The sequence below is a fragment of the Spirosoma flavum genome (genome assembly GCF_042686045.1).
GTDB classification, from domain to species: Bacteria; Bacteroidota; Bacteroidia; order Cytophagales; family Spirosomataceae; genus Spirosoma; species Spirosoma flavum.
Map to the genome: position 1 here is coordinate 18462 of NZ_JBHUOM010000007.1, position 23117 is coordinate 41578.

Sequence of the window (23117 nt, forward strand, 5' to 3'; positions counted from 1 at the left end):
GCGTAAATGGCTCAATTAGTACTCTATTGAATTAAGCGAGCCACCCCAAAGGCAGCCGCAGCGGCTAGTGCGCCAATCAGCATTACTTTAAGCGCGCCACTAATGGGGGGTTGTCCGGTAACCTTGCTTTTAAAATAGCCGAAGATGAACAAACAAATCAGCGTTAGCCCGCACGAATACAGTAAAGCGTCGTGAGGTCTGGCTAGTATAAAATAAGGCGACAGAGGCAGCAGTCCTCCAACTACATACGACAAGCCAATGGTCAACGCGCTTTTCGTCGCCCGATTCGGGTCCGGCTTATCCAGTCCCAGTTCGTATTGCATCATGAAGTCTACCCACTTGGTTTTATCCTTAGCCAGCTCATCGGCAATGGCCATTTGCAGAGTGAAGGAAAGACCCATATCAGCAAACACCTCGCGGACCTCTTCTTTTTCGCGTTCCGGCACCGTTTCCACCTCTGTCATTTCCCGCCGACGTTCCGAATCGTAATGGTCAGCTTCGGTGCGGCCCGCCAGATACCCACCCAGGCCCATAGCGATGGACCCGGCAACGATTTCGGCGATGCCCGCTGTGACAATTAGCGACGAACTGGCAACGGCTCCGCTCAAACCCGCTGCCAGCGCAAACGGTACTGTCAGCCCATCCGACATGCCAATGACAACGTCAGAAATCACGTCGGAACTACGAAGGTGCTGCTCCGTATGGGGGCTATGGTTGATGTTCGTCATGTTACTCTTCTTCGCTGTTATTTAATTTGGCCAATAAACTATAGGTGCCATTTATCACAATCGGTGTTAGCCGGGGATTCACATTCGGCGGTAGTGTAACCGCTATGTACCCGTTTTCATGAACGCCCGTTTTGACATCTATCTGCCGAAACTGATAGGTTACCGGATTTGTCTGCTTTTTTTCCAGCACGTAAATGAGCGATTTACCACCGTAGCTAACCACCGCCGATTCGGGTAGTGCCGGTAGGGGCTGGGTTTTTACGTCAACTTGGGCTGAGACGTAGCCGCCCGGAATAAAATCGTTCGCATAACCGTCCGGGTGAGCCAGCACAGAGATTGTGCGGTCGGACGCGATAGACTTGCCAATCAGGAAAATTTCACCCCGATGAGCCAGCGACGCGTCACCCCCCATCCCAAATCGGATGATCTGCCCGGTACGTATCTGGCTAATGTCTTTCTCGAAAATACTAAGCCGAACGTGCAAATGATCGACATTGGTAATTTCAACCAGCACATCAGCAGGCGTAATGAATCGACCATTGTTGACGGGAACATTGGTAACGAAACCCGATACGGGCGAAGGAATAGTGACGACACGAGTAAGATGCGTGGGACTAAGGTTAGCCGGATTAATCCGTAAAATAGCTAGTCGTTGAGCCATACCCGCCAGCTGTGCCTGTAAACTCTGTCGATTGGACCGGACTTGCTGAAAAATTTTCAGGGCGTTAACGTTATCACGACTTAGCTCCTGCTGGCGGGCAAACTCCAGATCAGCGTACTCCAGTTTGGCTTTAATATCCAGATAATCCTGCTGAAACTGAATATAGTCGGGATTTTCCAGTACAACCAGTGGCTGGCCTTTGCGCACCCGCATACCCGGTTCCAGGTCGATTTGCCGGATATATCCCCCAAACGGAACCGACACCGATACCATATTCTGTGCGGGTACGTCAATTGTACCGTTTACTTTCAAGGTGGTGCTTAACGTGCGGAGCGTTGGTTGGCCAAGTTTTATGGACGCTACCTCATATTGGGCCTGCGTCAGTAAAACCCGGATGGGGCCATTCCCCGATGAATCTTTTTTTGTCCCGGTCGAATCCGACATTGCCGGTTGCCCGGTGCTTGCCGTATCGGCTTCACTCCCGGCTGACCCACACCCCGAAAGCAGGAACAACGTACTCAGAAACATAAACGTAATGAGTTGATAATGGCCCGTTTGCAGTCTGTAGGCGTTAAATTTTGTTGGCATGGTCAGGGATTACCCAGCAGGTAGTTAATGTAAAGAACCGATTGATTGTACTGATTGAGCAGGTCGAGGTAATTGGAACGTATAGTTAGGGCTTGCTGAAGGGCGAGCGAGAATTCGACGTAGCCAATGTCGCCACCGCTAAAGGCGCGCCGGGCGTTAGTTTGAATTAGCCCCGCCTGCGGCAGGCCATTCGCTTCGTAATACGTCAGGGTATTCCGATACTGTTCATATTGCCGCACAGCCTGTTGCAATTGCTGATCGAGTGCGAATCGCTGATTGTCCAGATCCGTCTGCGCAATTTGCTCGCCGATGCGGGCCGCATTGATCCGCGATTTTTGCGCCTGACCGAGTAGTGGCAACGTAACGCCGAGTTGACCGCCGTTGAACCGATAGCCCGGCCCGAAATATAATTCCTGCCCGTTAATCAACTGACTACCCGTGAGCGTCTGGCTGAAAAAGCCCACTAGAAAATCGGGTTTGAGACGCGCCTGTTCAACCAGCCTGGTTTGCTGGGCGACCTGAACCTGCTGCTGACGCTGGCGCAGAAGCGGATTTCGCGACAACGCCAGACTGTCTTCTACTACCGATAATGTAAGTTTCGGCAGCGGCTCGGAAGATAAGTTTACTGGCTGCGGGCTATAGAGCAGCGTTTGCAACTGAGTGCGGCTGGCTGTTAGATTTGCTTCATTCTGGGTCAGCCGAACGCGCTGATCGGCCAGTTGGCTCTCAGCTGTTGCTTTTTCCAAACTACCCGTTTCACCCGTTTTAAACCGGAGATTGGCAGCTTTCACAAATTCGGCTAAAATCGTATCCTGTTGCTGAAATAACCGGCTTTTCTGGTACAGGTAGTTTATCTCGTAATAAGCCGATTTAACCTGATACTGCACATCGTTTCGGGTAGCCACAACGCCCGTTTCTCGCGCACTAACTGTTTGATCATTCAGGTTAGCCAGTCGGCGCATTAGGGTTGGATTCGGAATGGTTTGGGTGATGGTCAGGTTGTTATCGAATCGGCGGCTGTTGTACTGACCCAGCATGGCTAGCACCGAAAGCCGTCCGGCATCGTAGGCTGTTCGCCGGAGCGCCTGTTGCTGATTGACGCCTAATCCGGCAATTTGGAGTTGCGCATTTCGGTTACCAGCCTGCTGCAACGCCTGATCCAGCGTAATCATCTGTACAGGAGCGACTTGTGCCCAGCCGCCTGTTGACAGGAGGAGCAGAATCAGTATCGTTGTGACCGTTGCAGAAGGTTTAGCACTCGATTTTTGAGCAGCTTCGGCTTCTTTCTTCACCGCTTTTCGCTCCGAAAGTGAATACAGAATGGGCAATACGATCAGGGTCAGCAGCGTAGCTGTGAGAAGACCGCCAATCACAACGGTAGCCAGCGGTTTTTGCACTTCAGCTCCGGCTGAGTTGGAGATGGCCATTGGGATAAACCCAAACGATGCCACTAGAGCAGTCATAATTACTGGGCGCAATCGGACTTCGGCACCCTGCCGGATGATTTCGATTAAGTCTGTTAACCCTTCCTCATGACGAAGTCGATTGAATTCAGCAATCAGCACAATTCCGTTGAGTACAGAGACCCCGAAGAGCGCAATGAAGCCCACGCCCGCCGAAATACTGAATGGCATTCCCCGCAACAGCAGGGCAAATACACCCCCAATAGCGGCCATTGGAATAGCCATGAAGATCAACAAGCTTTGCCGGACAGATTCGAACGTGAAAAACAGCAACGCGAAAATAAGAATCAGAGCAATCGGTACAGCAACGCTCAACCGTTGTTTGGCATCCACCAGATTCTGAAATTGACCGCCATACGTAATGTAATATCCGGGCGGGAACTTGATTCGTTGTCCGACTTTTTGTTGCAATTCAGCCACGATAGTTTCCACGTCTCTGCCCCGAACGTTGAAACCCAGCGTGATACGCCGATGGGTATTGTCCCGCTGAATCTGGTTGGGAGCCTGCTCCATCGTGACCTGAGCAATCTGGTTTAAGGGAATCTGCTGTCCCGGACCGAAGGGTCCAGCGGGACCTGACACATACACATTGCGTATGTCCTCCAGGCTCTGTCGCTTGTCAGCCGCCAGACGAACGACCAGGTCAAACCGCTTTTCTCCCTCAAATACCAACCCCGCCGACTGCCCGGCAAACGCTGTATTTATAACTCGGTTGACATCGCTCACGTTGAGGCCAAATTTGGCAATCTGAGCGCGGTCGAGTTTAATTAGAATCTGTGATAAACCCCCAACCTGCTCAATGTACAAATCTTTCGCTCCCTCAATGGTACGAACAAGGCCACCTACTTCTTCGCCCAATTTAGTCAGTTGTTTTAGATCGTCCCCGTAAATTTTCAGGGCCACATCCTGGCGGGCACCCGTCATGAGTTCGTTAAAGCGCATCTGCACAGGTTGCTGAAACCCGAACGTTACACCCGGAACTACCGACAACGCTTTAGCCATCTTTCCCGCCAGTTCATCGCGGGTGGTAGCCGAGGTCCATTCGTCTTTTGGTTTGAGAATAACCATCAGATCTGATGCTTCTATGGGCATTGGATCAGTAGGGATTTCGCCCGATCCAATTTTCGCCACGACCTGCTCAACCTCAGGAAATTGGGTCAGTAAAATGCGCTCGGCTTTCTGAGTGGCATCTACTGTTTCAGAGAGCGAACTACCCGTCAGGGTTCTGGTATCGACAGCAAAATCACCTTCATCAAGCTGGGGAATGAACTCGCCCCCCATCCGGCTGAATAAGAAAACGGCCAGGACCAGCAGGGCTACTGCACTACTCAGAATAAGCAGTGGGTGCTTCAGCGCTCGGAGCAGCAAGGGTTCATAAACCCCTTGAATACGCTTCATGATCTTGTCGGAGAAAGTTTCCTTATGCACAATGGTCTTACTCAGCACCAGGGCTGAAATCATTGGTACGTAAGTCAGCGAGAGGATAAACGCACCCAGAATGGCAAACGCGACTGTTAAAGCCATGGGCCGAAACATCTTGCCCTCAATGCCCGAAAGGGCCAGAATGGGCAGGTATACGATCAGGATAATAATTTCCCCGAAAGCCGCCGATGAGCGAATTCGACCCGCTGACAGGAAGACTTCATCATCCATTTCCTGCTGCGTGAGGGTTTTGTCTTTGTTGCGCTGGGTAATGTGGTGCAGTGTCGCTTCGACAATAATGACGGCTCCATCCACAATAAGGCCAAAATCAATAGCTCCCAGACTCATCAGGTTACCCGATACACCGAACAGGTTCATCATCGAAATGGCGAACAGCAGGGCTAGTGGAATTACGGAAGCCACCACGAAACCCGCCCGGAAGTTGCCCAGCAGCAGCACCAAAACGAAAATAACAATCGTGGCCCCTTCCAACAAGTTACGTTCAACGGTTCCGATGGCACTGTTGACCATCTTGGTCCGGTCCAGAAAGGGAATGATCTGCACACCGACGGGGAGTGTCTTCTGAATTTCAGCGATTTTAGTCTTCACCCGTTTAATGACAGCCGAAGAGTTATCACCTTTTATCATCATCACCACCGCGCCCACGGTTTCACCCTCCCCGTTTCGGGTTACGGCTCCGTAGCGCACGGCTGAACCGATTGTCACCTGAGCCACATCACGAACCCGAATCGGGAGAAGTCCGGCACCCCGGCCCTGCGTATTCAGGCGAATAACAATATCAGCGATGTCATTGGCTGAGCTAATCAGGCCATCTGAACGAATGAAAAAGGCATTCGGTTTTTTATCGATATACGCCCCACCTGTGTTCTGGTTGTTCTGTTGCAGGGCGGTAAAAATATCAGTAATCGTAATACCCACGCTACGGAGTCGATCGGGGTCAACGGCAATTTCATACTGCTTTAGCAGCCCCCCGAACCCGCTAACATCAGCTACACCGGGCGTACCCAGTAGCCCGCGCCGGATAGTCCAGTCCTGAATGGTTCGTAGGTCGGTGAGGGAGTATTTGTTTTCATAGCCTTTCTTTGGGACAACCGCATACTGAAAAATTTCACCCAGACCCGTCGTGACCGGAGCCATCGTTGGCGTACCAACTCCAGGTGGAATCTGTCCAACTACGTTTTGCAATCGCTCGGCGATCTGCTGGCGAGCCCAGTACACATCCGTTGCGTCGGTAAAGACCACCGTGACAATCGACAGGCCAAAGCGCGAGAAAGAACGGAGTTCGGTAATGCCCGGAATATTGGACAGACTAACCTCGATTGGAAATGTTACCAGTCGCTCAATGTCTTCAGCCGCCAGCGATGGGCTGCTGGTAATAACCTGCACCTGGTTATTGGTAATATCGGGCACGGCATCAATGGGCAATTGGGTAGCCGACCAGACTCCCCAACCCACCAGAGCGAGGGTGAACAGGCCGATAATGAGTTTGTTACGGATGGAAAAATGGATAATCGCATTGAGCATACGTGTAAGGTTAGTAGACGTTATGGAGCGGGATTGGATTAGTGACTAAATAAATCGGGCGGCCTAACTTATTTGGTAAATACGCTATTGACTATAAAATTGAACGAGCCACCTTTTTTAGTTAGGCAACCTATTAATTGTTCGCCCTGCTCTCCGGTCTGATTTGTAATCAGCGGAAGGATGTCTTAAGGATGAATAAGCGAGCAATAAATCAGTTGATAAAACAGTGTTGATACAGGCTGAGTGTATCCAGTCAGATGCGTTAGTTGTTTAGGCAGAATACATTGGCGAAACGACTTGGTCAGCCGTACTTGTCACCTCTGGGTAGAGTGAACCAGTAAACTGATAACTAAAGCGTGGCTGAGCCGGTAATTGAGGTTATACTAATCGATTGACCAATAGACTTGACAGAGATTAAGATGGGCGAGCAGACGTCACACACGAACCGTACGGACCCACTTCGGCCAGGGGCGCAAAATGATTACGCTCGGGGGGGGTTAATGAGGGCAAAAACCGCCAGAAAGGCATAGAGATCTGCCTTGCGGAAGAAATCTGCTTTGGCAGAAATTAGGAATTGCACGGGGGAAATAGCTACCAGCCGAACGGCATTTGGAGTGTAAACCGGCACAGAATGACTACTGGACGGTAAATTCTGGTGCGAGTGATTGGGGTGTTTCTGGTGTTCGGAGTTAGCTCCGTAGTGCATTTTGAGAAACTCGGTAAAGCTCAGACTAGGCTCTGTCTCCTGATGTTGCTGATAGTGGAGCATCAAATCGCCCCAGTGGGCCGACTGATCAATGCCAAAGCCGGGGAGCAAACTCCCACCCAGCATCCAGCACGCTAACACAAAGGCAACAACTGATCTCATGCTCTCTACGATATTATAGGGCTAACACAGCCATTATAGGAAAGTTTTCCAAACTCCAATTATTTCATCAATTTAGAAATGTTCTACTTCTATGAACTTGATACCGTTGTTTCTTTCCTGCGCTACTGGCTCACTCTTATGCCTATCTCAATACTTGTCGGCCAGGGTAACAACGCCTAGCCAGTACGCACCCAATGCTTGAAAGTGGTTTTCCCAATCCGATAAATTAAGCGGCTTCTCAATAAAGGAATGAGCCCCCAGCTCATATGCCTGCTGAACATAATCCGGTCCCTGATAAGAACTTAAAACCAGCACCGGCAGACGGGCGTAGCGCGTCCTTATTTCTTTCAGCAACTGCCAGCCTATTTCAGGATGGGGTAAATTAACCTCGAGTAAGACCAGTTTTGGAAAAAGGCTTTGGTTCTCCCAGCAGCTCTCCAAATAGAGAAGGGTCTCTGAAGCGGTGGCCTTAAAAACAGGTTCTGCCTGGGGTATACTAGCCCGTAAGCTATAGCCAATGAGAAGTTGATGATCAGGGTTGTCTTCAACCACCAGGATAAATAAGGATCGCTTCACGCAGAAATAAATTGACAGTGAGTAAGTCTTTATACTCCCATCCACTAGACACATAGACTTAACCTACTGGTTAAAAATGACTAGTTTATGTTGTAGTAATTAGTGTTCAATAGGCGAATAGATTTGAAAAGTTATAAAAAAGGCGAATTTATTTAGCAATTCTGAAGCAATTCTGTAGTAGCAGAAACGATTATGTTGATGGTATTTCTGTTGACTAAAAGACGCTTGTCACTGGCTGAATTACGTCACCTTTGATTGCTGCTAATAGTCAAATGACCCAGAGAGCAAATCGTTAAAAGCCTTACATGAAGTAGCTCCTTTTTCGTCACTTATAAAAGGTAATCTTACATTTCATAAAACGAATGGCTGAATAAGTATATACGCAGAGGGCTGATGTCTCAAGGCCGGCTTCCAGACGATTACGTGCGTAAACACCTGTTCTATAATCCTGCACCCAGTCAATAAGCGCGACGCAATACCCCATGAAACAAAGTAAACTACCGACAAGCAGAATAATAATTAATGATCCTTGGCGCACAGTGATTTAGCTAGCTAATGAGTTATAACAGATCAAACAAGACTCTGGTATAAAGTTTACATATTCAGTTCTCATTTTATCTAGTGGTTCAACTTGTTTAACCGATTAATACTTTTTTAAAACCATTTTTAATGTTTACCGTTTAAGATTTCAAACACCTAATTTTACAGACAAATGGGAAATTTATTGTACACAATTGCAGTAGTACTTATTATTATTTGGCTACTGGGTTTTTTAGGGTTTAACAGCTTTGGCTTGGGTGGAATTATCCATGTGCTGCTGGTTATTGCTGTCATCATGATCATTCTACGGTTAATTCAAGGCCGAAGTGTTTAGCCGTTGAATTAGTATCACTATTTATTATTGAACGCCTGGCTATTTCTTGTAAGTAGTCAGGCGTTATATTGATACAGATACTAAGGGAGTTTAATTTAAAAAACCATCAAGAAGCTGATCCAAGAATATTGACTCTCCAGCAAAAAGCGCTTGACGGACGAGTGCGTCGAAACGAAACATTCAATTACACAGGCAATGTTTTTGCCGCCTTGCTGGCTAGTCTGATTGGGTAGTACCTACAAACGGAGGGCATTTTCATGTTGCTGGACATAATGTCGCTCCTGAGTAATGAGCTGTACTAGCTGAACTTATACGCAGCTAAACAGGCTGGACTGGGACGTTCAGACTCGATGATGAGTCAGGAATAGATTACAATAGATCGGGTGTGACTTGAGCACTGTATTCGTCCTACTAACGGGCTCCCGGCTTTTCGGCCAAAAAACGTGCAAAACCTACAGTTCATCGAATGGTTTCGCGTTGACTGACAACAATTGATGAATCTTGTAGCCTCATTAGGCAACAAAAAGTAGTCAAGCCTTGACAGATTAAGCATTTATCCTAAATCATGAATTCACTTATTTTCACCGACCGGCCCTCTATGTCAACGATTGCAATATCCGCCGATCGACAAGGTAATAGTCGCCAGTTGGATGAGTTGTTAGCAGCCAGCAACGGAAGTCGTTTGTCTTTGGTTTCCTCTGTAATCAACACGTCATCCAGCTGGTTCTCTCAAAGTAGTTGCCTGGGGTTGGATGATAATAAGAATCTTATGTATAGTTTGACACGGAGTGAAATTGGGTTGTTCACAACGGTGGCTATTGCAGGCTTAACAGTGTTGGGGTCATTACTTAATTGGCTATTTATTTAATTTCCCAACTATCGCTCCACTCCGTGCAGCAGGGACAAAGTTCATTCAATTCGGGTTTTGGCCGGGTGTAACGCTCCACTCATCCCGACGGGGTGATCTCTACTAGTGCATCTCCAGATAGCTCAGTACGCGGGCAAATTCAGCCCAAGATTTCACTTTTATCTTCTGGTCGGCTACATAATGTTCGATGGGTTCGGCTTTCTGTGGCAGTGCCGTAATCAGCGATTTTTTGCTAGCCAGAACCGATTTCATTTCTCCTTCAGATAGAGTAAGAAAACTATTTCCCGACGGTAATGCTCCGTTGGCAACCCAAACATAATACGCTTCACGGAATTGAAACTTCTTCTTCCCGAAGTCGTCGTGCATGGCATCGGTATTGGTCTTAATCGTAGCGGAAATGTATTTGACAAGTTTAGTCTTTCGCCCATCGAAAAGAATCTGATAAAAATCATTAACAGACCGTTCCTGAGTAGCTGGAAAGCCTTTTTGAAAATGCATGGTGTCAGCCGCCAGAATTGCGAATTCAGCAATTGAAGTAATGGGCGTTAACAATTTGCCATCCTGAACATATTCGACAACCCCTGTGTAAGTATTGTAGCGTAATTTAGCAGGCATTCGTTTTTTACCATTTACCAGCCAGCCATTTTGCACCGTATCGCTGGGCACATACGGTGATCCGTCAACCGTATTGTAAGGTGTAAAGGCAGGGGCATAAATGCGAATATTCTGGACTGTATTATACTCAACCTGAGCATGGGCACACGTTGCAGTCATCATGACTAATCCAGTGAGCCAACGGTAAAGTGATCTTCTCATAATCGGTCTTTTATCTCAAAAAAGGGCCGTACTTATTGAGGCTAACCAGTGGTCAGCAAGCTACGATTCGGTTATCCCGTAAAAGTGGTATAAAATCCGCAGTGTTCACTTATGTTGATAGCATGACTTGTAATGGTATTGACTGGATCGTTTATATTTAAACCGTAGCTACCATTCGACACTTCGCTGATCAGTCGTCAATCAGAGGGAACAGCACTGATTTTGGCTACTACCCAAGCTCATTCCAAAGAGCGCAATAGTCTTGTCCCCTCCAATTGACGATGAATTATTTTCCAATACCTGGCAACACGGTAAGCAGACTTCGGCCCTTGGTGGCAACGGCTTCGCTAAACTGATTTCCGATAATATTTTTGATAATGTCACCGCTATCCCGTTCACCCCGGATCAAGGCTTTCGTCAGCGCAATAGCTTGATCGGTTGTAATTTTCCCTGGCATGGGCGGTTCATTCTGATCCACAATAGCGTCCACAATCACTGGTCCGTCATGGGCTAACGCCTGTTGAATGATCCCGGCTGCATTGGCTGGGTCGTCGATAGTAAAACCGGTGGCACCACAGGCTCGCGCATAGGCAGCAAAGTCAATTGACTGAATATCAACGCCAAATTCGGGATTACCTTCCAATACAATCTGCTCCCACTTAATCTGACCAAACGAATTGTTATGAAAGATAAATACTTTGATCGGAAGTTTATATTTGACTGCCGTGGCCATTTCGCCCATTAGCATCGTAAATCCACCATCGCCCACCAGGGCAACAACTTGCCGACCCGGATAAGCTACCGAAGCCGCAATGGCATAGGGCAAACCAGATCCCATCGTTGCCAGTAAACCGGAGGTCGAAAACTGCATCGTACCCCGTAGCTGAATATGGCGGGCCGCCCAGGTCGTATTGTTGCCGCAATCGCAGGTGATAATTGCGTCATCGTCGAGCAACGGGCTTATCAAATGTGGTACCACCTGCGGTTTCATTGGTATAGCCGACTGTGTTCCGCGTTCGGTCATCAGGTCTCGCCAGAAGCTCATACGCTCCTGCGCTTTCTCCAGAAAATGGCGTTCCTCCTTGCGATTTATCAGTGGTAACAGCGCCTGAAGAATAGTTTTGCTATCGCCAACCAAGCCCACATCGACCGGCGTTCTCATACCGATGTGTGTGGCATCAAGATCCATTTGTATAGTCTGGGCCTGACCGGGTTTTGGATAATACTCCAGATAAGGAAAGTGAGTGCCAATCATCACCAGCGTATCGCATTCTTCCATAGCGTCCTGCGAGGGGGCCGTACCCAGTAACCCAATGCCGCCTGTGGTGTATGGACTATCATCGGGAACAACTGCTTTCCCCAACAACGCTTTGATAATGGGTCCACCAACCGTTTCGGCCAATTGAACAACTTCACCGCGGGCATCAAGTGCACCACGACCAGCCAAAATAACCACTTTTTTACCCGCATTGATAAGGTCGGCGGCTCGCTGTAACTGGATAAGGTCGGGGGTTATGTTGACGCTAACTTTTAGCACGCTCGTATGGCCTTTAATATTAGGCATCGAACGGGTATCATCGCTGGTTGTCCATTCCTGAAAGTCTTTAGGAAACGACAGGTGTGAAACCGTGCGCTGCCCAAGTGCTGTGCGAATGGCCTGATCCACGGCATTCACCACATGGTCTGGTCCCATAATTCGCTCATTATAGGGCGCCAGATCCATAAATACTTTCGTCAGATCGGCATCCTGCTGATAGAAAGAGCCGCTAATATCGTGGTAAGTATGCCCGGTAATGGCAAGTACGGGCTGACCATCATACTTGGCATCGTACAAGCCATTGAGCAGATGCAGCCCACCGCAGCCGGAAGTAGCCATGCAAACGCCCAGCTTACCCGTGAACTTAGCATATCCAGCCGCCATAAAAGCCGCGGCTTCTTCGTGACGCACCTGAATAAAGCGAATCTGGTCCTGATGGGTACGCAGCGACTCAAAAAGTCCGTTGATTCCATCGCCGGGCAGGCCAAAAATGGTATCTACTCCCCATTCAATTAATCGTTCGATTAAAAGGTCTCCTCCTGTTTTTGCCATAAGTCTGGCAGCCGTTTATTAACACTGGTTTCAACCTGTTCGCTGCTATAGGCTATAATCGGTTTTGACTCTATATTGTTATTTAACGGACAGAAAGCGCCCCTGTCGTATTGCTAACTACTTGGCTGTTTTGGGTTGAAAAGGTGTCGAGCTACCGATTTCGGTTGCCTACCGTTGGATAGTCAACTCACTGGCGTAAGGCGTTCTTTGAGGATGTACTAAATGAATAAAACCCGCTTCAAGAAAGGATTACTTTGTAGATAGGCTGACCAATAATTGCCTTTAAAACATTTAAGTAGTTTTACCGGTTGACTATAAATACATATTGCCATCCAAAAAGCAGTATAAGAGCCATAGTTAAGTAAAACATAGCGGCCAATCCACATTTAACCTGGCAGTGTCTGCCAAGATTTGTGTAAACTGTTTCCCGCAAAAACGTTGAGAACATAACTAGCTGTAAAATAATGGAAACACAGTAAAGCAGTTGATTCATAGATTAATGATTCAAGTATAAGATAGATATTTTTATGGGCTGATATCGCTATCAGATAGCCTTATTAGTAGGAAAATAGATTTATATAATCAGATTCAATTGTCGATAAAGCTAAATTAAAATCAAATAATTACACTTACAAGTGGCCTATCTTTTAACTTGAAGATTTTTTGCTTCATTTTGGCCAATAGGCTATGTTACAGATTGGTTTCAAGGATCTCGTAACGCCTATGGGTATATGATCGAATGACAGCTGGCCAACTTTGTGCTCGAATCCGTTCAGCGTTAGACTCGTTCGTAGCCACCATAGCTAAAAAAGTCATCTCTAGTTGGTGCGATCAGACCTATCTAAACCAATAACGGTCATGAACGAAGCAGTTTCCAGAGATTAGTATAATAGCTTGATAAATCGACAATTGACGAAGGTGATAAATAGTAGAAATTACCCATCTGCCCGTAGCACATCCAATGGTGGACGTACCAGTACTTCACGACTGTTGAATACCCCGATCACTACAGTCAGCGTCGTTACAACGATAGCCACTACAACCAGCGGCACGAAGCTAGGGCGGTAGGGTACCTCAAAGACAAACTGCGCCAATGCCCACGTGCCAAAGACTGACAGTAAAATGCCCGACAGGGCGGCTACAAGTCCCAGTAGCCCGTACTCCAGGGCGGTGATACGAAGAATTTGGCGCCGACTTGCTCCCAGCGTTCGGAGAAGTACGCTCTCGCGCAGCCGCTGGTATTTGCTGATGACCACTGAACTGGCCAGAACCAGCAAGCCTGTCAGAATGCTGAACAAGGCCATAAACTGAATGACAAACGAGATTTGACTAAGAATTTCATCGACCGTTTTCAAAATCAGACCAAGATCAATAGCAGATACGTTCGGAAAGCGACTCACCAACGCTCGCTGAATCAGGGCTGATGTCTGACTGTTCGGCACGCGTGTCATTAACACATGAAACTGCGGAGCTTGCTCCAATACACCATCTGGAAAAATAATCAGAAAGTTGGTCTGCACCCGGTTCCAGTCTACCTCGCGGGTGCCGCCAACGATTGTTTGGATAGGCGCCCCCTGTACATTGAAATTGAGCGTGTCGCCGAGTTTAAGGTGCATCCGCTCGAAAAAGTCTTTTTCGACGGAGATATAAACCTCACCACTGGCCAGATACGGTGCTTTACCCAACATTATTTTCTCCGACGAAATCAGTGAATCTCGGTAGGTTACGCGATATTCACGGGTAAACGCCCACTTGGGTGGTCTGGCAGTCGTGTCTTTTGGATTTTTTCCGGTAGATTTTCCATTAATGTCGTTCAGACGCATTGTTACAACCGGCACCTCCTGCAAAATGGGTAGTTTTTGCGAAGTCACTAAGGAGCGTACGCCCGCAATTTGTTCGTTCTGAATGTCAAAAAGGACCATGTTCGGCTGTTTGCCGCTACCCGACAACTCGACCCGACCAAGCAATAGCCCCTGCGTTAAATAAAGGGTTGCAATCAGAAAAGCACTTAGTCCGATAGACGTAACGAGAATAATCGTCTGGTTATTAGGTCGGTATAGATTTGCTAAACTCTGCCGCCAGACATAACTCCACGAAGAGGGGAAGAATCGGCGCACTAGCCAGATCATCCCCAAACCCAGACCCGTCAGAATACTAAACGCAAGAGCCAATCCACCCGTAAAACCAACGGCTAAGGGTAAATTATGTGTTTGCAGGTAGGCAAAACCAACAATGAAGCCAATGATGAGCAGGTAAACGATCCATTGCCATGGATCACGATTGCTCAGGTCATCTTCGTAAGACGTTCGGAGTGTGCGCAAAGGTGATACGTTGCGAATGGCCAGCAAAGGCAGTAGCGAGAACAAAATCGAAATTAAAAGCCCGGTGCCAATGCCGCCCAGTATAGCTTGTCCCGACAAGTGCGTTTCAACCGTAACAGGCAGGAAATTACCGAATACCAGTGGTAGTATCAACTGCACTCCCGACCCAATCAGCGCACCAACGGTGGCACCAATAAGGCCCATCAGGGCGGTCTGAAGAAGATAAATCAGAAATGCCTGCCTGCCGCTGGCACCGAGTGTTCGGAGAATGGCTACCGACGTAACTTTTTCTTTTACGTATAGCTGGACCGCGCTGGCTACGCCCACGCAACCCAGCAACAAGGCCACAAAAGCCACCAGACTTAAGTACTTGGTCAGATCAGCGAAGGAGCGCCCGGTCTGTTTTTTTCGAGCGGCTACGGTATCGTAATTAATACCGTTTTTGTCTAGCCAGGCAGAACGGGATTTGATATATTTTTCAACATCCGTGCCGGGTGCAAACTGATAGTAATATTTGTAGGCCACCCGGCTACCCCGCTGCAAAAGACCAGTGGTCGTCAGGAATTGATTTGGAATGAATACAGTTGGCGCGACGGTGGCGGCAATAGCGGCTTGTCCCGGTGTTTTGGTGACCCGTCCCACAATTAAGAAAGAGAGATTCCCCACTTTCACCGAATCGCCAGGTTGAGCATTTAATTGCACTAATAGCGCATCGTCAACTAGTGCGATTCGGCTACGCGCCTGCCGGAAGGTATGAACTGCCGATGCTGGTTGGACTTCCCACGTTCCATAATAAGGAAAATTGCCTTGTAAACCCTTCACCTGTGCCAACCTGACACCACCGTTTTTAGGGATGGAAACCAGCGAGGCAAATGACACTTCATAAGCCCGGTCACGGCCAATTGTCTTTACAAGTTGTTGGGTTTTGGCCGATAATGGACGTGACCACGAGAGGGTTAAATCAGCACCCAGAAGTTCACGAGCCTGATCATCTATACTCCGGGCGAGATTGTCCCCGAACGAATTTATGGCGACCAAAGCCGCAATGCCCAGCACAATGGCCGACATAAACAAGAGCAACCGTTGTCGACTCCGGCGACTGTCGCGCCAGGCCATACGAAAAAGCCAGGAAGTGTTCATACTTATCAAGTAGTGATTGAGTGATTGAGGTCTGAGACAGCGATTTACCGTACCGGCGGCTCGGTCAACGGCTCATTCACTAACTTTCCTGAATCAGACACTACGGTGCCGCCCTTGATTCGGATAATACGCTGGGTGCGGGACGCTAACTCCATATCATGCGTAACGAGCACAAGCGTTGTACCTGCTTCGCGGTTAAGTTCAAAAAGCAGGTCTACCACTGTCGCACTGGTATCGGCATCAAGATTGCCGGTGGGTTCATCGGCGAAGAGAATTTTAGGCCGGTTGGAGAATGCTCTCGCCAGCGAAACCCGTTGCTGTTCGCCACCCGACAGTTGGGACGGATAATGGTGTCCTCGCTGCCCTAAACCAACGCGCTCAAGTAACGCCTGAGCCGTTTTTTCTGCCCCTTTTTCTCCACGTAGTTCGAGGGGAACCATCACGTTTTCAAGGGCCGTAAGTGTAGGAAGGAGTTGAAAATTCTGAAAAATAAAGCCAACATACTGATTTCTTAAGGCAGCCCGCTGATCTTCGCTGAGCGTATCCAGGCGAATATCGTTCAAATAAACACTGCCCGAAGAAGCCCGATCCAACCCCGCACACAAGCCGAGTAAGGTGGTTTTTCCGCTACCCGATGGTCCAACAATGGCGAACGTATCCCCTGGTTCGAGGGTAAAATTGACACTGTGCAGAACGGTCAGGTCACGACCCCCACTTGAATAGGTTTTTGTTAGATCTTCGACGCGCAGAATACTCATGGAACAAAAAAGGGTTGATGCTACTTTAATCTTAACCCTGCCGGTGCAGTTTAAATTTATTAACCCGTGTACTCTTTATGAAGTTCTGCCTAAATCGTCAAACACCTTATTCTGTGATAAGCGGGTTGTTGCTGCTCTTAACGGTCTGGGGCTGTGGATCATCTACTACAAAAACTGAATCAAATTCAGTATCTAATTCAGATACAACATCGTCAGCTGGTATAAAAGCGGGTATTCCCTCTAAAAAAGGAGTCATTCTGTTTTACGGAAATAGTCTGACGGCAGGTTACGGCGTTGAACCAGCTCAGGCATTTCCAGCCCTGATAGGTCAGAAAATTGATTCCGCCGGACTAAAGTACAGTGTTGTTAATGCCGGACTAAGTGGCGAAACGACAGCCGGAGGGAAAAGCCGGATTAGCTGGGTTATGCGGCAACCCGTAGCCGTATTTGTGCTCGAGTTAGGAGGTAACGATGGACTTCGGGGACTTCCGCTGGCAGATACCCGAAAAAATTTACAGGCGATAATTGATACCGTTCGGCAAAAAAGTCCACAGGCAACCATCGTGCTGGCCGGAATGCAGATCCCGCCAAATATAGGCACCAGTTACACGCGAGAATTTAGGGGACTATTTAAAGAGCTAGCCGAAAAGAACAAGTTAATTTTGATTCCGTTTCTGCTCGAAGGCGTTGGCGGAATAGCTAAATTAAACCAGCCCGACGGAATTCACCCAACCCCCGCCGGACATAAAATCGTAGCCAATACAGTCTGGACCATACTGCGGCCAGTGCTAAAATAGATTTGATTGGGTATCTGTGTTTCCCCTGAAAATCATTTTCCGGTTCACTCTCTGCTTTTAACTCTCCAGTAACAACGACTTTCGTTTCCGATATGGACATGTACCGTTTACAGGCTTTTCGGTAGAGGTCGTTGCAGAAGCAGGTGGGCTAAGTGAGATTTTTCGCACCAAAATCGTTTTTTTAACGTAGATTTGCGCCCTTTTATCCACTAAACACTGTGCATTCCTGTCTCTTTTTGTCTTGTCTCTTGACACATAAGGACTTTTGCATAATGAAATTTGAGACAGACTGGGATGACAACAATTTCGTGCGGAATAGATTTTGGCACATCGAATTCAAGTGTAGCCATTGACAATAACGGCCAAATCAGCCTTGTGCCGGTTGAAAACGCTCAGGTAACCATTCCCAGTGCCATTTTCTTCCAACGCATCGATAACAAAGCCTTCTTTGGCCGAACGGCCGTTAACTTATTCTTCGATCGGCAGGAAGGGCGTTTTATGCGGAGTTTAAAGCGGGTATTGGGTACTTCGCTGATGAAACACGGAACGCTCGTTAATGGCGCTTCCATGAATTTTTCCACCATTATCACCTCCTTTTTAAAGCACATAAAGGATAAAGCTGATCTGGTTGCAGGTCAGGAGATTGACAATGTGGTGATGGGTCGGCCAGTCCATTTTGTCGACAATAATCCGGGGGCTGATATTCAGGCCCAGGCCGAATTGAAAGCAATTGCCCTGCGAATTGGATTCAAAAATATCGATTTCCAGTTTGAACCCATTGCTGCGGCTTTTGCGCACGAAGCACAGCTAAGTGGGGAGAAGCTGGCGATTGTAGCCGATCTGGGCGGAGGTACGTCCGATTTTACGGTGATTAGGCTGTCCAATAAATATATCAATAAACCGGACCGATCCTCGGATATTTTAGCCAATACCGGTATTCGGGTTGGGGGTAATGATTTTGATAAGGAGCTGAGCCTGGCGGCCATCATGCCTGAACTGGGCTATCGGAGTCGGTACGGTGATAAACAACTGGAAGTTCCTCTGAAACCATACCATGACCTGGCTGAATGGAGTAAGGTTAACTTTTTGTACACGCCAAAAATTATTATGCAGGTCCGGCAGTTACTTCATCAGTCGCATGACAAAAAGCGGTACCGGCGACTTTTGACGGTGCTTGAAGATGAAACAGGACACACGCTTCTGGCCGCTGCCGAAGGCACAAAAATTGCGCTTACTGACCATGAAGAGCATAAAGCCACGTTTGATTTTATTGAAGATGGCTTTTTTATACCCATAAAACGCGCTCTTTTTGAAGAGGCTATTCGGGATGAAGTCGAAAAAATAGCAGCCTCCGCCAGGCAGTGTCTTCGGGATGCTGGCGTCAAAAAAGAAGATATCGATCTGGTCATTCTTACAGGCGGTTCAACCGAGGTGCATTCAATACAAGCCGAGTTTAAACGGCTCTTTCCCAACGCGGCCATCGCTGATGAAAACAAACTTTCCAGCGTTGGTCTTGGTCTCGCCTATGATTGCCAGCATAAATTCGGAAAAAGTACAAAAAGCAACTTAATCGCTCCTTGACGCAACGTCTTACCGGTAACCCCAGCCCTTTCTATCACAGTCTCAACAGGTGTGCGTCATCGGGGTTATGCAATAAGCATAAAATTGGTCCTGATGTAGCAGCAAACCAATTACTACCCGCTTAAGGCCCGACGCTTCCGCCTGCTTTTGTCACGATGCTACTGACTAAGAGTGTGATATAACTCTTAGTCAGTAGCATCGTGATTGAGATAATTGGCGTCTTTTAATAAGTTTTGCCACAATCAAACAACCTCTAACTTTAAGATATATTCTATAAAACGGATACAATTAGCAGGCTTTGCGACCGATTTGAGGAGAGCGATCAACGGTTTACCACTGCTTGTAACGCCGTATCGGTTTTGTTTGTGACTACGGGTGGCATTTCCTGACGCTGACGGGCACGTTGTGAATCGTAAAATTTAGCTAGACAATAATACAGAACCAGTTCATAGGCACGTTGTTTTGACGGAAACAACCGGTTGACAATCATATGCATTAGGCTACTGCTGATGGTGAGAGAAGTGCGGTCGTGCTGAATTGTTTGTGCCAATTCTGACAGGGAAGGATGCTGATCTTCAACCCAGTTTTCAAAACCATCTGTCAAGGCAAATGGGCGGTTTAAAGCCTGTTCCAGCAAAGGTTTATACGTTCGATAATGGTCATTTAACTGCTGGCGAAGTGCCGAACTACCCCCAAATTCTGTAAAAAATTGCTCTTTCATATTATCCAATATTGTACACCGCTCATCAATGGTTGAGGACAAGCCAACAAGTAGTTTGTCTACTTTGTGGGCTGCAAAGGCAAATCGTAGGTTTTCATCGAAAGCCTCACCAGTTTGTTGCATAAATTGAAGGGTACTGAGGCTATCGTGGTGAAAAAACTGTTCATAAATGGGTATTTTATCCATTCCGTATCGTTCCAACTCACGCTGATACGTGTCGGTCTGGATTCGGTGAACCAGACCACTCTGCACATAGGGGTGTAATACTTGCTCGATACGCCGGATTACATAGTGGTAAAACTCGATATAAGGATTGCCCCGAAATCGAAGCCGCAAGTGGGGGTCCTGGTCTTTATAACGGACAAAGAAAAACTGCTGAATGGTCTGTTGCAGAAGCAACTCCTGAATCGCGGGGTATAACTGATTAACCAGCAAGGAATCAGACGCTTTTTCGCCCGCATAAATTTTCAAGTATAACCATTCACTACCAACCGAAAAACGACGTTGTGGCATGTCCGTTGTAGCGGAGTTGATGGGGGTATAAGCTGGAGCCGATGGATTATGAAAAGGCAATACTAATTCGTGGACGTAGGCTTGCCCTTGTTTATCGCGAACAGGGCACTGCTCAGATTTTGCCAAGGATTCAACGACCCGGATCGACTCCGTTCTTCGCAATTCCTGTAATAATAAATCTAGTGAAACGTCCGTAGCCACGTCAATTCTCAGCTCATTGTCCCCCTGTGCAATCAAAAATTGCGGAGGCAACCCCATTTCCTGAAGTTGCTGCCGTACCTCTGCCAAACTCCCGGTTTTAAACTGATCGGCGGTCAACAGCCAATTGGCCCGGCTTAGAATAATGTGTCGGTATCGGACGCGGGGAAGATAAGCCTGTTGAGTCAGCAGACCCCAGTTCCAACGTAAGTCCAGGTATGCATCCTGGTACTGGAGCGTACTTAGAAACTGGTAGACTGGCAAACCACCTCTGAAATTGTGGGCATTTGACAGCCGGGGAATTACTCGTTTGTTCAGGCGTTTAGAACGCAGTACCAGGCGGTCATTCCGAACGGAAAGGTAGAGGTCTGATAATGGAATTTGGTAGTCTGGCTCTACAGAAGCTCGGCCTAGGTAAGGTATTTCGTACTGGTAAAGAGAAGGCCGATGACAGATATTGCCCGCTCTAGCTTCTGGAGAATGCACAATTTCAGCCAAAATTACATCAGGATGACTGGCTTCCTCCAGCCTGGCACATTGTTTTAATTGTTCAGCCAAGACAGGGTCTGATTCCCCAAAACGGCTGAGCAAATTAACCGCCGATGGCCCCAGGCAAGACGTTAGCGAGAAGAGGTAATCATCGCGGTCGATGCTATCAGCCGAAGGAGAAAGCAAGGTACCGAAGGCATAAAAGCTACTCGGCAAGGTAGGCATAGCTTCCTGCGGATTACCTATTTTACCTAGATCGTCGTCCGTTAAAACAATCTCAGACCGCCCGTACCGTAATGCCTCAGTATATTTGTTTAGTACAAACAACTGCCAGTTGGTCAATACGGCATCCTGATCTTTTGCTCTTCCCGACAAGCTCAAACTATCAAGCATGGGCGCATTACCCACTCCTAATGTGGATGTGTCGCCGTATCCAACGCCCATTTCGTGGTCGAGGGCAAAAGCTAGCGGTACTTCTTCAGCCTCGTACCGTAAGTAAAAACGGTGCCTGAACTCATCAAGTGCACTATTCTGATAGGGTTGGTTCAAGACCAACAAGGCTTTCAGTTGTTGCTGAAGATGGTTGAGCCAGCGCTCGCTCAATTGACAGGTATCGGCGGGCAGGGCTGTATCGATCTTGATGAAATCAGTATGCGGTAGGGCAATATCCTGTTCAGCAAGGTACTCTGGCAAGGCATTCAGTGCCAGCGGTCGGAGGTTAAGCAGTTCATTAATTCTGGCTAGCACTTGGCGGGCGTTTGCTACAGCAGGGTAAGCCACGAGCGTGGATAGTCGCTCATCAATAACGTTCAAATACGCGTCGCCAGTAAGGGTTGGTTCAAGTTCAAACACTAACAGCTGACTATTAATCAGCTCATTAACATAGTCAATCGCATCGTTCTGAGTAACCTGATACTGAGTGTTTAAAAAATCAATCAGTTGGGCTTGCGTAACACCAGTCTGAGCTAAGGCGAATAGATCTGTCAGTATCTTATCGCAGCCAACGGCACTTATAAAATAGGTCCGGCCAGCTTGTTCTTGCTGCTGTTCAATGAATCGAAAGTAGTTGCCGGCCAGATACAGCGTCGTGTTGAGATAGAGCTTTAACTGGGCGCGAATATCGGGTTGTGCCAGCAACCAATCTTTAATCGCTTGGATGTATTCAATGTCTAATCTGGCATGAGGAGCCATGCGGTCCGGCGATTCGGCAATGAATGATGTTTTTTTTTCGACTGAACCCAACGCATACCCGGCAAAAAGACCATAAGGCGTACTACGGGTGGTCATTCGGATCAGGTACTTATGCAGTGTATTAATTAGCTTGGCTTCGTCGGACAGTATCTCACCTGATAGCCACCGCTCTACGCGATCATACAGCCTAGGCGAGGCCGTTGCCAGTGCCTGTCGTTGAATCGGATTAGTAAACCACTGCCTGATGGCATCGGGGAGGGTACTATGCTGATTTTGCGAAGACTCGTAAAGAGATTGGAGCGAGTCAAGCGAGAATAGAGTTCTTCTTAATACGAAAAAATGGAAACGTTGAACCATTGGACGAAGAGTAAAAACACCATCCAAGATATATATTTATTCCTGGATGCATGTATAAAAAGTAACAATTCATCCAATGTTAATACAGAAATTCATCCTTCAGTAAACAAGTAATATACGATACCGCTACTTATCTTTTCCACAGATTTCCTACTGGTATGCCTCAATGCAGTCGGTAAATTTTTTAAATGTAAAGGGTTCGGTAAGGAAAGCAAAAGGTTGCATAAACAGACTTGGAAACTGATGCTTAGGGAAGGGTGAGGTAATAACGACACGCGGATGATTAATCAACTGAGCGGCTAATTCTTCGTGGACAATTTCGTCAGGATACGTTAGGTGCAGAAAAACAAAATCGCAGGCTAACCACCAATCCTCTTCTGTAGTATACCCTGCCGGGCCGATTGTCAGAGCTAATTTCTGGCAACCGGCCCGGAGGATGTATTGACTCAACAAGGACTGGCTACCACCATCGTAATTAATTAGTAAACAGTGCATAACGATGTGGTAATGTTTCTTAGGTAGTGGATATTAATGGTTTAACAAACATAATGCG

15 protein-coding genes are annotated in these 23117 nt (G+C 47.6%); 4 read left to right on the forward strand and 11 right to left on the reverse strand.

Going from position 1 to position 23117, the window contains the following annotated elements:
* Positions 1–23: 23 nt before the first annotated feature.
* The 5 genes from ACFS25_RS13470 to ACFS25_RS13490 all read right to left on the reverse strand — a co-directional run bounded on the left by ACFS25_RS13470 (position 24) and on the right by ACFS25_RS13490 (position 7851).
* Entirely contained in the window at positions 24–728 is a 705-nt protein-coding gene (locus ACFS25_RS13470) for a VIT1/CCC1 transporter family protein (RefSeq protein WP_381501496.1), read from the reverse strand.
* A 1-nt stretch (position 729) separates the two neighbouring features.
* Positions 730–1977, reverse strand: coding sequence for an efflux RND transporter periplasmic adaptor subunit (locus ACFS25_RS13475; protein WP_381501499.1), 1248 nt, complete (start codon positions 1975–1977; stop codon positions 730–732).
* Between the two features lie 2 nt (positions 1978–1979).
* Complete coding sequence (locus ACFS25_RS13480) at positions 1980–6407, reverse strand: CusA/CzcA family heavy metal efflux RND transporter (RefSeq protein WP_381501502.1); 4428 nt, start codon at positions 6405–6407, stop codon at positions 1980–1982.
* A gap of 481 nt (positions 6408–6888) precedes the next feature.
* A complete protein-coding gene (locus ACFS25_RS13485) occupies positions 6889–7275 on the reverse strand; it encodes a hypothetical protein (RefSeq protein ID WP_381501505.1) in 387 nt (128 codons plus the stop codon).
* Between the two features lie 147 nt (positions 7276–7422).
* Positions 7423–7851 carry a response regulator gene (locus tag ACFS25_RS13490; RefSeq protein ID WP_381501508.1) on the reverse strand — a complete coding sequence of 143 codons (429 nt, stop codon included), beginning with the start codon at positions 7849–7851 and terminating at the stop codon, positions 7423–7425.
* A gap of 712 nt (positions 7852–8563) precedes the next feature.
* On the opposite strand from ACFS25_RS13490, the gene ACFS25_RS13495 reads away from it, so the two are divergent.
* On the forward strand, positions 8564–8725 hold the full coding sequence (locus ACFS25_RS13495) for a lmo0937 family membrane protein (protein WP_381501511.1): 162 nt from the start codon (positions 8564–8566) through the stop codon (positions 8723–8725).
* A 565-nt stretch (positions 8726–9290) separates the two neighbouring features.
* Complete coding sequence (locus ACFS25_RS13500) at positions 9291–9593, forward strand: hypothetical protein (protein WP_381501514.1); 303 nt, start codon at positions 9291–9293, stop codon at positions 9591–9593.
* A gap of 102 nt (positions 9594–9695) precedes the next feature.
* Here the strand turns inward: ACFS25_RS13500 and ACFS25_RS13505 are convergent, their stop codons facing one another.
* The 4 genes from ACFS25_RS13505 to ACFS25_RS13520 all read right to left on the reverse strand — a co-directional run bounded on the left by ACFS25_RS13505 (position 9696) and on the right by ACFS25_RS13520 (position 16717).
* The gene (locus ACFS25_RS13505; RefSeq protein WP_381501517.1) at positions 9696–10370 is read right to left on the reverse strand and encodes a hypothetical protein; all 675 of its coding nucleotides are present in this window, start codon (positions 10368–10370) and stop codon (positions 9696–9698) included.
* Between the two features lie 325 nt (positions 10371–10695).
* Positions 10696–12498, reverse strand: a complete 1803-nt coding sequence (locus tag ACFS25_RS13510) for a thiamine pyrophosphate-dependent enzyme (protein WP_381501520.1) — start codon at positions 12496–12498, stop codon at positions 10696–10698.
* Between the two features lie 935 nt (positions 12499–13433).
* Positions 13434–15935 (reverse strand): ABC transporter permease, encoded by a 2502-nt coding sequence (locus tag ACFS25_RS13515; RefSeq protein WP_381501902.1) that lies wholly within the window; start codon positions 15933–15935, stop codon positions 13434–13436.
* Positions 15936–16003: 68 nt separating this feature from the next.
* Positions 16004–16717 (reverse strand): ABC transporter ATP-binding protein, encoded by a 714-nt coding sequence (locus ACFS25_RS13520; RefSeq protein WP_381501523.1) that lies wholly within the window; start codon positions 16715–16717, stop codon positions 16004–16006.
* A gap of 77 nt (positions 16718–16794) precedes the next feature.
* Between ACFS25_RS13520 and ACFS25_RS13525 the strand changes: the two genes are divergently transcribed.
* Positions 16795–17514 carry an arylesterase gene (locus tag ACFS25_RS13525; protein WP_381501526.1) on the forward strand — a complete coding sequence of 240 codons (720 nt, stop codon included), beginning with the start codon at positions 16795–16797 and terminating at the stop codon, positions 17512–17514.
* 294 nt (positions 17515–17808) lie between these two features.
* On the forward strand, positions 17809–19095 hold the full coding sequence (locus ACFS25_RS13530) for an Hsp70 family protein (RefSeq protein WP_381501528.1): 1287 nt from the start codon (positions 17809–17811) through the stop codon (positions 19093–19095).
* Between the two features lie 322 nt (positions 19096–19417).
* On the opposite strand, the gene ACFS25_RS13535 is transcribed toward ACFS25_RS13530, so the two are convergent.
* Together ACFS25_RS13535 and ACFS25_RS13540 are read right to left on the reverse strand one after the other, a co-directional pair.
* Entirely contained in the window at positions 19418–22564 is a 3147-nt protein-coding gene (locus ACFS25_RS13535) for a lantibiotic dehydratase (protein ID WP_381501531.1), read from the reverse strand.
* A 150-nt stretch (positions 22565–22714) separates the two neighbouring features.
* The gene (locus ACFS25_RS13540; protein WP_381501534.1) at positions 22715–23059 is read right to left on the reverse strand and encodes a hypothetical protein; all 345 of its coding nucleotides are present in this window, start codon (positions 23057–23059) and stop codon (positions 22715–22717) included.
* Between the last annotated feature and the right edge of the window lie 58 nt (positions 23060–23117).